Genomic DNA, 12,667 nt, shown 5'->3' with positions numbered 1-12,667 from the left:
CTCCATCAGTCCGTCCAGTTGAGTGTTGCCAGCAACACGCTGGCCTTCTTGCCGAGTGCGGCCGGTTGCGCGAGCGCCTGCCCGACCAGCACTTCGGTCGACAGGGTTCCGCCTTTCAAACGCCATTGCGCGCGCGCGCCGACACCCGTGCCGACGAGCGAGGGCCAGCCGCCTTGCGCGTTCAGGTGCGTCTTGCCGCCGTCCAGAAACACGTATGGTTCGAGGCGCGCGTCGTGCCACGCCGGCACGTTCTGCCAGGCCAGCTCGTTGCGCACGAATGCGCCGCTGTCACCGGCGATCCCGCCTTCGGTAAACCCGCGCACCGAGCCCATGCCGCCCAGAAAGATCTGCTCGTTGCCGAACAGCGCGACGCGGCTGTACTGCGCGCGAAGCGTGCCGCGATACGCCCAGATGGAACCGGCAAAATTGCCGAGCGTGAACTGCAGCGTGCCGGTGGCATCGAGCTTCGTGAACTGGCTGTGCGCATCGTCGATGCCGATGTCCGATGCATCGTGGCTGGCCGCCAGCCAAGGCAAACCCTGCGACACGCCGACATCCCAGGTCGCGGCCGCACCCTGATCGCGCATGACGAAGCGGGACAGCCCGTTCAGCGCGACACGCAACACCGTCAGGTTCTGCGGCGACAACGGAATGCCGTTGAGGTCGCGCTCGGTGCGCAGCTTGTTGAGCGTCACGTCGACGCTCATGCGCCCGCGCGGCGAACGCATCAGCACGTCGTTCCAGCCGAGCATCTGGCTGAACGTGCGCCCCGCGATCAGCGCGACGTCGCCAATCGCCTGCTGGTACTCGGACATCGACGCCGTGTAGCTGAACGTTTGATAGCCGTACGGCACCGCCGCCGACAACACGACCGCATTCGTGTCGGTCGTCCCGACGTAGCTGAACGACAGCGACTCCTGCAGCCCGATCACGTTGTCGGCTTCGACACCGGCGCGATAGCGCGTCTTGCCGGTCTGCGCGCTGCCGTAGTTGTCGATGCCGAAATCGTAATGAAGACGGTCGCCGTAGCGGTTCGAGATCGCGACGATCGAATCGCCCGGCGCTTCGCCGGGGAGAATCCGGATTTCGGCCTGATTGCGCCGCAACCGGTTGATCTGGTCGACGCCCTGCTCCAGATCGGGCAGACGTAGCACATCGCCCGGCGTGCTCGCGAACGCCCATGCGGTGCCGGCTTCGGTCAGCCACCCGCCGCCGCGCACTTCGTACCACTTCTCGTCGAGATCGCGCGGCCTCAGCGGTTTGCCGTTCAGCGTCAACGCGGCCACGCGGCCGGGAACGAGATTGATCTTCAGCGTGCCGGACGCGAGATTCTGCGGCCCGAGGTACGCACGCGTCGTGATGTAGCCGCGCGCAATGAACGCTTCGGTCAGCCGGCGCAGCAGCAGGTTGATCCGGTTGCGCCCGAGTTGCTTGCCGATGAACGGCGCCGCGATACGGTCCAGTTCGCGCTGCCCGAGGATCGCGTCGCCGGTGAATTCGATCCGCTCGATCAGGAACGTCGGCGCGACGTCCGGCAGCGTGTCGACGTCGGCGCCCGGCGGCAGGTCGGGCATCGCCGGCTGCTCGGGCACCGCGATCTGCGCCGGCGGTTGCGCGATCTCGTCGCGGCGCTGCCGGTCGCGCTGCTCCTGCAGCAGACGTTGCGCGGGATCCTGTTCCGCACGCGGCACCGCAAGCCCGGCCGGGAGCGCGCCAAGGCCCGGAAGCGCGCCGGCCGGCAGCGCGCCCGCGAGCTGTGCATGCGCGCACGGCGACATCGCGCCGATCGTCAACGCGAGCGCGGCGGCAATGCGGTGATTCTTGTGCGACATCACAGGCCGAACCACGACACAAGGCCCATGTGGTTGCGGTTGCCGATCGTCACGAGATCGCGATGCGGCGGCCGGATCGTCACGACGCCGCCCGCGGCGAGCACACCTTCGGGCGCGCTGTACGCGCCGCCTTCGATGTCGGCCTCGCCGGTCAGGCGTACCTTGCCGGTTCCGCCGGTAAACACACCGCCGGTGTCGGCCGCATAGATCGCCGCCCAACGATTGCCGAACCACGCTTTCAGGTCGTGGTCGCGGTTGATCACCGTATAGCCCGGCACCCCCTGCGCAAGCGTTTTCGGCGCGTCGAGCGTCAATGCGCCGAGCGCGAGCACGGTTCCGCCCGTGTTCGTGATCTGCGTACCGGCTTTCAGCTGGATGTCGGCGTTGGCCTCGATCACGCCGCCGAACGCCTGCACGTTCGACGATGCGCTCGCGCGGCAGAACACGAAACACGAGCGCCGGTACGCTGCCTGCCCGGTGAAAACAGCTTGCGTGAGGATGTTTTCGCGCGCGGCGATGTCGATCGCGCCGCCATTCGACAGGATCGATCCGCCGATATTCGTCACGTTCGCGGCGCGTATGGTCACGTTGCCCGCATCGGCCGTGATGTACGCGAGTTTCGATGCGTCGGCCAGCGCGCCATAGTCGACGGTGAAACCGTCGCTACGATGCTTGAAGAACAGGAAGCGGCCGCCCTGCTCGGAGAAGCCGACCACCGCACCGTTCTGCACGCCGGTGCTGTGGTCGACGATGTTCTGCAGATCTCCGCCCGCGTCGATCGAAACGTTCCGGTTCGACAGGATCCGTGCATTCCGGTTGACGACCTCGGCGCCCGCGGTCAGCGACACGTCGCCCTGAACGCCGAACAGGATGCCGATCCGCGTCTGCGGCAGCGACTGGTTCAGGATGCGGCCCGCCGCGTTCAGCGTGACCGCGCCCGCGGAATCCGGATCCGCGTCGATCGCGGTCTGCCCTTGCACCAGCGAGCCGACGTTCACGATGTCCGCCGCGCTCTTGAGCACCACGCCGCTTTGCGACGATGCCACGGTGGCGCCCTTCATCGCGTCGTCGGGATTCAGCGCGATGCCCGCGCCGCTCAGCTTGACGCTGCCCGACGCCATCAGGCTGCTGCCCGTCAACGCGATCGCATCGGCTGTCGACACATTCGCGTGACCGCCGCGCGACTTCAGGTCGGTGTCGGTCAGCGTCATGTCGCCCTGCACGGTGACGTCGAGGTCTCGCGCGACGTCGATCTTCGCTCTGGACATCTCGACGTTGCCGTTCGACGTCAGCGTGAAATCCCCGAGCGACGCATTCATCGCGCCGGCGCTGCGCACGCCGGGGCCACGGTCCGTGACGATCAACTGCACGCGCCCGCTCGTCACGCTGCCCGCGGCCGTGATGTCGATCGCGTAGGACGATGCGGTGTCCGGCTGGGTCGTCGCGGTACGCGAGAGCCAGTCGTTGGCGTTGTCGTTCGGCGACAGCCCCGTGTTCAGCTCGACACGGCTGCGTCCGGCCAGCAGGCGCACGCCGGCCGTCGCCGACGAAAACGTGTTGTCGATCGCACCGTCCACGACGATGTTCTTCGCGATCAGATCCAGCCCGATCAGCGCGCCGGCCAGGCCGCCCGGACCGACGACGATCGTGCCGGTCGACGTATCGAGCACGATGTTGCGCTGGATCACGCCGGGGGCGATCTGCAGGTCGTTGAAGCTCACGTTGCCGGTCGACAGCGCGACGTGCCCCGTATTGACGAACGATCCGCCGTTGACTGTGATGCCGTTCGGGTTCGCAAGCACGACGTTCGCGCGCGGCCCCGCCACGGCGATCTCGCCTTCGATCAGGCTGCGGTTCGTGCTCGTCACCTGGTTGACGATCGTGCGCGCATTGATGCCGACGTTGTTCAGCGTCGCACCGGCCGCCGTCACGTTGAACGACGAATACGTGTTGCTCGATACGCCGGCGACCGCCGGCGCAAGATTGACGAGCTGCCGGCCATTCGGCCCGACCGACACGCTCGTGGGCGTGCCGCCGTCCGCGACGATCCCCGCGGCCGCGGCGCAATGCGGCAGCAGTCCCGTTACGGCGAGGCAAAGGCACAGCGCGCGCCAGCCCCCGCTGCCTGCGCGCCCCATTGAATCGGTGCATCCCATTCTGATCCCGCGCACGGCTTCGCCGGCCGTGCGCCCTCGGTTTTTTGGTCGTGTGGTCGTACTGCTTTCGTCATACTTTTTTTGAGATACCGAGAAAGAGTAACGGCGGGGCCACGCCTTTCTTTAGGGCGCTTTATCGAATAATTTTTCTAATCGCTTCGGAGTCGACATTACAAATAGATTTCAAGCCGAGGCACAATGAAGGCGTCCCATCAATCCCGCTCCCCATGTCCTTTACATCGACGAACACGCCGCTCACCGTCATCCACCTGAACGGCCCGATCAATAGCGGCAAGACGACGATCGGCCTCGCACTCTCACGCCTGCTGCCCGACGCGCGCTTCATCGACGGCGACGATCACGACGCGCCTGAAGATGCGCCGTTCGACGTGCAATGGGCCATCGCACTGGAGCGTCTGGTCACGCAGATCGCGCAAGCGCGCGAACGCCACCTCGTGATCGCCTATCCAATCGGCGAAGCGGAATTCGAGCGGCTGCGCGCGGCGTGCGACGCGCGCGATGCGCGATTGTTCGTCGTCACGCTGGCGCCGCCCGAAGCGGTTGCGCGATCGAATCGGGGGGAGCGTGTGTTGACGGACTGGGAGCGGCAACGGATCGCGCAGATGTATCGGGAAGGATATGCGTCGCGCGCGTTCAGCGATTGCGTGATCGATACGTCGAGCGCATCGGCCAACGTGTGCGCGACGGAGATCGCTCGCCGCGTGGCCTTTCCCGCCCATTGACGCGACTGCTTCGGTGGTGCGCCGTCGCCGGCGCACCACATGCACGTCCGGACGCATGCAAGCGAACGCGCGCCGCTCTCAATGATGTTGCCGTACACCCGACACGACTTGCTCCCGTGCCCCCTTCCGGCTCAACATCAGCGTCACCACCGCCGACACCGCGAGCGTCCCCGCGACCACATACAGCCCCGCCGCATACCCGCCCGTCACATGCTTGAGCCAGCCGATCGCGAACGGCCCGACGAACCCACCGAGATTGCCGATCGAGTTGATCATCGCGATCCCCGCCGCCGCGCCGGCTCCCGACAGGAACGCGCTCGGCATCGCCCATAGCGGCGCCTTCGCGGCACTGATCCCGATGTTGACGACCACCAGCGCGAGCACGGTCAGCAACGCAGTGCTCGCCTGTCCCGCGAACACGAAGCCGATGCAGGCCAGCACGCACGGAATCACAACATGCCACGTGCGCTCGCCGGTGCGATCCGAGTGCCGCGCCCACACGATCATCGCGACCACGGCGGCGATGCTCGGAATGCCGGTCAGCAGGCCCGTCTGCAACGCGGTGAAACCGAACTGCTTGACCATCAGCGGCGCCCACAGGCCCAGCGTATAGAGCCCCGCCGACGTGCCGAAGTAGATCAGCGCGAGCGCCAGCACGCGCGGGTCGCGCAGCGCCTGCCACGCGCCGGCCGTATGCCCGGCATGCGTGTGGCGCGCATCCGCTTCCGCTTTCAGCTTCGCGATCAGCCAGTCGCGCTCGTCGGCGCGCAGCCACGCGGCCTGCGACGGCGCATCGGTCAGGCGCTTCAGCACGACGAAGCCGAGCACGACCGCCGGCAGCGCTTCGACGATGTACAGCATCTGCCAGTCGGCAAGCCCGAACATCGGCGGCATCTGCATGATCGCGCCCGACAGCGGCGAACCGATCGCGGTCGAGATCGGTGCGGCCGCCATGAACCACGCGGCGGCCACCGCGCGCTGCTTCGCGGGAAACCACAGGCTCAGGTACAGGATGATGCCGGGGAAGAAACCGGCTTCGGCCATGCCGAGCAGGAAGCGCAGCACGTAGAAGCTCGTCGGCCCGGCCGCGAACGCCGACACCGCCGACACGATCCCCCACGTGATCATCACGCGCGCGATCCAGATGCGCGCGCCGACGCGATGGAGAACCAGGTTGCTTGGCACTTCGAACAGAAAGTAGCCGATGAAGAACAGGCCTCCGCCGAAGCCGAACGCGGTCGGCGACAGGCCGATCGCCTTGTTCATCGTCATCGCCGCGAAGCCGACGTTGACGCGATCGAGAAAGCTGACGAAGTAAAGCAGCATCACGAACGGAATGATGCGCCACATCAGTTTCCGCGCGACGCGGGTTTCCAGATCCGCCTGCATGTGTCTCCTCCTTCGAGGTCGGGCCGTGCGCCGTCGGTCGATGGACCTCGCGCGCCGGCCGGCGCCCGGCTCGCGTCGCATGCGCGAGTCGCGGGCTGAAAATGCGTGAGTGAAGCGAGCGGGCGGCGCCCGGCTGCGCGCACGCGCGGCCGTCACCGCGTCGCCGCCGTCAGGCCGCGACCGCCGCGTTCGCGACGCGCTCGCAGACGGCCGCCGTCACTTGCACGGTCGTCGCGCTGCCGCCGAGGTCGCGCGTATGCAGCGACGGGTCGGTCGTCACGGCCTCGATCGCCTGCATCACGCGCGCGGCGGCGTCCGTCTCGCCGAGATGTTCGAGCAGCATCACGACCGACCAGAACGTGCCGACCGGATTCGCGAGCCCCTTGCCCATGATGTCGAACGCGGAACCGTGGATCGGCTCGAACATCGACGGATAGCGGCGCTCGGGATCGATGTTGCCGGTCGGCGCGATGCCGAGGCTGCCCGCGAGCGCGGCGGCGAGATCGCTGAGGATGTCCGCGTGCAGGTTGGTCGCGACGATCGTGTCAAGCGACGCCGGGCGGTTGACCATGCGCGCGGTCGCCGCGTCGACGAGCTCCTTGTCCCACGTCACGTCGGGAAACTCCTGCGCGACCTGTTTCGCGATCTCGTCCCACATCACCATCGCGTGCCGCTGCGCGTTGCTCTTCGTGATCACGGTCAGCAGCTTGCGCGGCCGCGACTGCGCGAGCCGGAACGCGAAGCGCATGATCCGTTCGACGCCGGCGCGCGTGAGAATCGACACGTCGGTCGCAGCCTCGATCGGATGGCCCTGGTGCACGCGGCCGCCGACGCCCGCGTATTCGCCTTCGGAGTTCTCACGGACGATCACCCAGTTCAGGTCGTCCGGCCCGCAACGCTTCAGCGGCGCGTCGATGCCGGGCAGGATGCGCGTCGGGCGCACGTTCGCGTACTGGTCGAAGCCCTGGCAGATCTTCAGGCGCAGCCCCCACAGCGTCACGTGGTCGGGCACGTCCGGGTCGCCCGCGGAGCCGAACAGGATCGCGTCCTTGCCGCGCAGCGCGTCGAGGCCGTCGGCCGGCATCATCGCGCCGTGCCGGCGGTAGTAATCGGCGCCCCAGTCGAAATCCTCGAAGTCGAACGCAAAGCGGTCGCTGCCGCGGGCCAGCGCTTCCAGCAGCTGCTTGCCGGCAGGCACCACTTCCTTGCCGATGCCGTCGCCGGGAATCGTTGCGATACGGTAGGTCTTCATGGGGACATCCTCGGTTGATCATGAGCGTGAACGCACTTTACCGAACCGGAAGTACGGAAACCGGGGCTATACTCAAAGCATCTTTAACTTCAATTCATGAATCCCGTCATGGCGGATACCGTCCAGCCGGCCGATCTCGGCTTCTTTTCGACGCTGGCCGCGTCGGGCAGCCTGAGCGCGGCCGCGCGCGAACTCGGGCTGACCGCGGCGGCCGTCAGCAAGCGGCTCACGCAGATGGAGCGGCGCGCGGGCGTGACGCTCGTCAATCGCACGACGCGGCGGATGATGCTGACGCCGGAAGGCGACGTGTATCTCGACTACGCGCGGCGGATCCTCGACCAGATGGACGAACTCGGCGAGCTGCTCGGCAGCGCGAAGCAGCGGCCGAAAGGCCTGCTGCGCGTGAACGCGACGCTCGGTTTCGGGCGCAGCCACGTCGGTCCGGCGATCTCGCGCTTCATCGCACGCTATCCGGAGGTGTCGGTGCAGCTGCAGTTGTCGGTGATGCCACCGCCGCTCACCGACGACGCGTTCGACGTGTGCATCCGCTTCGGCGAACCGCCCGACACGCGCGTCGTCGCGCGGCGGCTCGCGCCGAACCGCCGGCTGCTGTGCGCGGCGCCCGCGTATCTCGCGCGCCACGGGACGCCCGGCACGCCGCACGACCTGACGCGGCACAACTGCATCGGCATCCGGCAAGGCGACGAGGGCTACGGCGTGTGGCGCCTGACGAGCGGACGCGGCGCGGCCCGCCACACGGAAGCCGTGCGAATCAACGGCAACCTGACGACGAACGACGGCGAGATCGCGGTGAAGTGGGCGCTCGACGGGCACGGGATCCTGATGCGCGCGGAATGGGATCTGCGCGACTATCTCGCCGACGGCAGGCTGGTCGTCGTGCTGCCCGAGCACGAAACGCCGAGCGCCGACATCTACGCGGTGTATGCGCAGCGTCACCAGATGTCCACGCGGATTCGCGCGTTCGTCGATTTTCTGGCGGAGGAATTCGGGCGGTTTAGGGTGGTGTAAGGCGGGTATTCCGCACCTCATGCGGGTTGGCTGTCGGTGCTGCGGGCATGCGCACGCCTGTGCCTCTCCGTAGGCCGCTGCACTGCTGGCCCTGCGGCATACGATGTAAATATTCCGGCGAATTTCGTGCTAAATCGCCAAAATATTTACACCCTCCGATATGGATCAGATGGCCAGCGCGTTCCGCCTCGCAACCGCTTGACGACTTTCCGCTGGCATACCGCCATCAGGCCACCGCTACCAGCCCGCTGTAGCGATCGCCGGTAGCAACCGCACCCGGCAGCGCCGGCCGCCACCCCACTGCCCCCGCCGCCGCCAGCCCTTCCTGCTCGTGCCCAGCTTGTACGAACCGCTCAGCGATCCAGTCGACGAACGCCCGCACGCCGGGCGACACATGCGGGCGCTTCACATAGACGGCCGACACCGCGAGCGCATCGGGTTGCCAGCGTGGCAGCACTTCCCGCAACCGCCCCGCGTCGATCAGGGGCTGCGCGGCGACGCGCGTCGGCTGGATCAGCCCGAGACCGTGCACGCCGCAGGCGAGATACGCCTGCTCGTCGTCCACACTGACGATACCGTCGAGCTGCACCTTGCGCACCGCGTCGTCCACCACGAACTCGAGCTCGCCCGGACGCTGGCCGGATACGTGCGACCCGGCTACCGCGCGATGCGCATCCAGATCGTCGAGCGTGCGCGGCACGCCGAAGCGGTCGAGATACGCGGGGCTCGCGCACGTCACGCGCTCGAGCGAGCCGAGCCGACGCGCGACGAGCGACGAATCGGGCAGCGCACCGAGCCGGACGCTGCAGTCGATCGCGTCGCCGATGCGATCGCCCGCGCGCCCGGCCATGGCGAGCATCAGCTCGAGATCGGGATGCCGTGCATGAAATGCGCCGAGCGCCGGCAACACGATCGCACCTGCCACCGACGCCGGCAATTCGACGCGCAACGGTCCGCTCGGATGCAGCGCGGCACCGCGGATGCTCGCTTCGAGCTCGTCGACGTCCGCGGTGATGCTGACGCAGCGCCGGTAATACGCGTCGCCTTCGGGCGTCGCCCGCAACGCGCGCGTCGTGCGCACCAGCAGCGGCATGCCGAGCGCCGCCTCGAGTTCCTGCACGGTGCGCGTCGCCGTGGCGCGCGAAATGCCGAGCGCCTGCGCCGCGCGCGTGAAGCTGTTCATTTCGACGATGCGCGTGAAGATGCGCATCGCGCGGATCGGATTGTCCACCCAACACCTCTGCGTGGTTGCGATATGCCGCGGCGCGCGTTCGCGCACCGTGCGTGTCGATGTCGATGCCGATGTCGGCGCAAGCCGCGCGACCCGCGCGGCCGTCGGGTCACGCGTTCGCCGCCGCGACGCCGGGCGCCGGTTCGGCGAGCAGCCGTTGCGCGAGCGCCAGTGCGTCGTCGCGGCTCGCCGCCGCGCTCAGCGGATAGCCCCAAACCTTCTCGAAGGCGCCCGAAAACGCATTGAGCGCCACGCGCCGCGCCGCATTGGGCTCGATCGCGATCATCCCGGGGATCCGTTCGCGCGACAGCGCGCGGTTGGCCTTGCTCCACTTCGCGAGCTGTTTGCGCATCTCGTGATCGTTGTCCGCGCGATCGTCGCCGGACGGCGCATCGTCGGTCAGCAAAACGAAGCGCTCGCGGCGCGCGAGCAACGCGTCGAGTTCGGCAATCAGGTGAGCGGGATCGGTGTGGGTCGAGCCGCTGTAACGCAGCCAGACAAACGGGAATTCAGTCGTGACGATTTGCATGTCGACCTCCAGATGAGAACGATTCTCATCTTATGGATCGAGACCCGATGCGTCATTTCTCATCCCGGCCAACTGCTTTTTCAATCCGGCCAAACGTGCGCGAGCGCGCCGCGTGAACGGTCAGCGTTGCCGATCGGTCAGGAATTGCGTGGGCGACTTGCCGGTCGCCTTGCGGAACATCGTGACGAAACTGCTCGCGCTCTCGTAGCCGAGATCGATCGCGATCTGGTGCACGCGGCGGCCGGTTGTCAGCATCCGCAGCGACAGCGCGACGTGCAGCCGACGGCGCCAGTCGCCGAGGCTCATCCCGAGTTCCTTCGTCGCGAGCCGCGTGAGGCTGCGCTCGCTGATGCCCGCGCGCCGCGCGAGTTCGGGCAGCGGCGACTTGTCGGCCGGATCGTCGAGCAAATGGTCGATCAGCTTGCGCAACCGGCGGTCGGCCGGCATCGGCAGGTACAGATCCTCGACCGGCGCCGCGACGAGTTCGTCGAGCAGCGTCGCCACCAGCCGCCCCTGCGGCCCGTCGACGTCGTACAGGTTCGGGAAGCTGGCCGCCTTCAGCAGCAGTTCGCGCAACAGCGGCGACATGGCCAGCGTGCAGCAGCGCGTGGGCAGCTCGAGCGCCGCGTCGGGTTCGACCAGCACCGCGTAGAAGGTCGCGCCGGCCGAACCACGCGCCGCATGCGGGACGTCGCCCGGAATCCAGACCGTGCATTGCGGCGGCGCAGTCCACACGCCGCCGTCGATCTCGCAATAGACGACGCCGGTCAGCGTGTAAAGCAGTTGCGCCTGGCGATGGCTGTGCCGCTCGAGCCGCCATTCGGGCTCGACGACCGAGCCGCCGAACACGACGAGCGGACGCGGCACGTGATAGACGTCGGCGTCCGCGGCGGGATCGGTGATCGGTGGAAGGTCGCGCATGGAACGACGGGCTGTAAAGAAGGCCGGACGCCGGCGCGTCCTTTCGTGCTTATACCAGAAAGGCGCCGGCGCGGCCGCGCCGTTCGAAAACGGCCGTCTGCGGCCACGCGCCGAACCGAATACAATCCGCAGATCCCCGCCGCTGCGCCAACCTGCCGGAGCCGCCATGTTCGACCTGACCACGCTGACCACCTTCACGGCCGTCGTTCTGGGCCTGTTCCTGATCCCCGGCCCCGCCGTGCTGCTCGTGCTGAGCCGCACCGTGCAGGGCGGCCGCAAGACCGGCATCCTGACCGGCCTCGGCGTCGCCAGCGGCGACTTCGTGCATACGCTGTTCGCGGCCGTCGGCCTGTCCGCGCTGCTGATGACGTCGGCGCTCGCGTTCAACGTCGTGAAACTGATTGGCGCCGCGTACCTGATCTATCTCGGCGTACGCGCGCTGCTGGAGAAATCTGCCGACCCGTCGTTGCCGCAGGTGTCGCCCGTCACGCCGCTCAAGGCGTACCTGCAGGCGATTCCCGCCGAGGTGCTGAATCCGAAAACCGCGCTGTTCTTTCTCGCGTTCATGCCGCAGTTCGTGCACCCGGAGCGCGGCTCGACGTTCGCGCAGTTCGCGGTGCTCGGGCTGATCTTCGTCGTGCTCAGCTCGCTCTACACGACGCTGATCGCATGCTCGATCCGGCCGCTCGGCCGCATCGTGAAGCGGCTCACGTGGCTCACGCGCTGGCAGGGCAAGATCATCGGCTCGATCTTCATCGCGCTCGGGCTGCGCGTGGCCGTGCAGCAGCGCTGATGCGCGTCGCCACATGACGCACGTCGCCGCGGACCTGCTCTACACCGACCCGCGCCTCGTCGCGGTGTACGACCTGTTCAACGCGGGCGATCGGGACTTCGCGTTCTACGCCGCCGTGATCGGCGCCGCCCGGCAACGCATCCTCGATCTCGGCTGCGGCACCGGCACGTTCGCGCGACGGCTCGCGGCGGCCGGGCATGACGTCGTCGCGATCGATCCCGCGCCGGCGATGATCGATTACGCGCGACGCCAGCCGGGCGCCGACGCGGTACGCTGGCTCGCGTGCGCGCTCGACGGCCTGCCGCCCGGCGCGCCGTTCGATACGGTCGTGATGACCGGGCACGCGTTCCAGTGCCTGCTCAGCGACGACGACATCGACGCGACGCTGCGCGGCGTGCGACGCGTGCTGGCCGACGGCGGCCGTTTCCTGTTCGACACCCGCAACCCGCGTACCGAACCGTGGCGAGCATGGACGCCCGCGCAGTCGGCACGCAGCGTCGAGTCGCACGCATGCGGCATCGTCGATCTCCATCACGCGGTGCGTGCGATCGACGGCGCGATCGTGACGTTCGACACGCACTACCGCTTTCGCCGCGACGATACGGTGCTGACGAATACGAGCCGGCTGCGTTTCATCGCTCAATCCGAATTGCAGGCCCGCGTGACGGCGGCCGGTTTCGCGTCGGCCGCCTGGTGCGGCGATTGGGAGCATGCCCCGTTCGACGAGGCGACCAGCGCGGAGATCATCGCGATCTGCCGCGCGTAACGGGCGCAGCGCAGGCATCACGCGCC

The 12,667-nt window shown here is 67.8% G+C and carries 11 protein-coding genes; 4 read left to right on the top strand and 7 right to left on the bottom strand.

The window, feature by feature from the left end:
- Window positions 1–5 precede the first annotated feature (5 nt).
- Together CFB81_RS18115 and CFB81_RS18110 are read right to left on the bottom strand one after the other, a co-directional pair.
- Window positions 6–1,832, bottom strand: coding sequence for a ShlB/FhaC/HecB family hemolysin secretion/activation protein (locus CFB81_RS18115; RefSeq protein WP_089436076.1), 1,827 nt, complete (start codon window positions 1,830–1,832; stop codon window positions 6–8).
- Window positions 1,832–3,970, bottom strand: coding sequence for a filamentous hemagglutinin N-terminal domain-containing protein (locus CFB81_RS18110; RefSeq protein WP_256976249.1), 2,139 nt, complete (start codon window positions 3,968–3,970; stop codon window positions 1,832–1,834). Before CFB81_RS18110 ends, CFB81_RS18115 begins: the two co-directional genes overlap by 1 nt.
- A 245-nt stretch (window positions 3,971–4,215) precedes the next feature.
- Here CFB81_RS18110 and CFB81_RS18105 point away from each other — a divergent pair, with 245 nt between their 5' ends.
- The gene (locus CFB81_RS18105) at window positions 4,216–4,731 is read left to right on the top strand and encodes a shikimate kinase (RefSeq protein WP_089436075.1); all 516 of its coding nucleotides are present in this window, start codon (window positions 4,216–4,218) and stop codon (window positions 4,729–4,731) included.
- A 78-nt stretch (window positions 4,732–4,809) separates the two neighbouring features.
- Here CFB81_RS18105 and CFB81_RS18100 read toward each other — a convergent pair whose 3' ends face one another.
- Window positions 4,810–6,120, bottom strand: a complete 1,311-nt coding sequence (locus CFB81_RS18100) for an MFS transporter (RefSeq protein ID WP_089436074.1) — start codon at window positions 6,118–6,120, stop codon at window positions 4,810–4,812.
- Window positions 6,121–6,289: 169 nt separating this feature from the next.
- On the bottom strand, window positions 6,290–7,372 hold the full coding sequence (locus tag CFB81_RS18095) for a tartrate dehydrogenase (protein WP_089436073.1): 1,083 nt from the start codon (window positions 7,370–7,372) through the stop codon (window positions 6,290–6,292).
- Between the two features lie 108 nt (window positions 7,373–7,480).
- Between CFB81_RS18095 and CFB81_RS18090 the strand changes: the two genes are divergently transcribed.
- The gene (locus CFB81_RS18090) at window positions 7,481–8,401 is read left to right on the top strand and encodes a LysR substrate-binding domain-containing protein (protein ID WP_089436072.1); all 921 of its coding nucleotides are present in this window, start codon (window positions 7,481–7,483) and stop codon (window positions 8,399–8,401) included.
- 226 nt (window positions 8,402–8,627) lie between these two features.
- Here CFB81_RS18090 and CFB81_RS18085 read toward each other — a convergent pair whose 3' ends face one another.
- The 3 genes from CFB81_RS18085 to CFB81_RS18075 all read right to left on the bottom strand — a co-directional run bounded on the left by CFB81_RS18085 (window position 8,628) and on the right by CFB81_RS18075 (window position 11,082).
- Complete coding sequence (locus CFB81_RS18085) at window positions 8,628–9,632, bottom strand: LysR family transcriptional regulator (protein ID WP_089436071.1); 1,005 nt, start codon at window positions 9,630–9,632, stop codon at window positions 8,628–8,630.
- Between the two features lie 109 nt (window positions 9,633–9,741).
- Window positions 9,742–10,161, bottom strand: a complete 420-nt coding sequence (locus CFB81_RS18080) for an ATP--cob(I)alamin adenosyltransferase (RefSeq protein ID WP_069617269.1) — start codon at window positions 10,159–10,161, stop codon at window positions 9,742–9,744.
- A 120-nt stretch (window positions 10,162–10,281) separates the two neighbouring features.
- Entirely contained in the window at window positions 10,282–11,082 is an 801-nt protein-coding gene (locus tag CFB81_RS18075; RefSeq protein ID WP_069617268.1) for a helix-turn-helix domain-containing protein, read from the bottom strand.
- 166 nt (window positions 11,083–11,248) lie between these two features.
- On the opposite strand from CFB81_RS18075, the gene CFB81_RS18070 reads away from it, so the two are divergent.
- Both CFB81_RS18070 and CFB81_RS18065 read left to right on the top strand, forming a co-directional pair.
- The gene (locus CFB81_RS18070) at window positions 11,249–11,875 is read left to right on the top strand and encodes a LysE family translocator (RefSeq protein WP_069617267.1); all 627 of its coding nucleotides are present in this window, start codon (window positions 11,249–11,251) and stop codon (window positions 11,873–11,875) included.
- A gap of 13 nt (window positions 11,876–11,888) precedes the next feature.
- Window positions 11,889–12,641 carry a bifunctional 2-polyprenyl-6-hydroxyphenol methylase/3-demethylubiquinol 3-O-methyltransferase UbiG gene (locus CFB81_RS18065; protein WP_089436070.1) on the top strand — a complete coding sequence of 251 codons (753 nt, stop codon included), beginning with the start codon at window positions 11,889–11,891 and terminating at the stop codon, window positions 12,639–12,641.
- Window positions 12,642–12,667: the final 26 nt, after the last annotated feature.

The sequence above is a fragment of the Burkholderia sp. AU28863 genome (assembly GCF_002223195.1).
Lineage (GTDB): Bacteria > Pseudomonadota > Gammaproteobacteria > Burkholderiales > Burkholderiaceae > Burkholderia > Burkholderia sola.
This window is presented reverse-complemented; position numbering and strand designations above follow the sequence as displayed.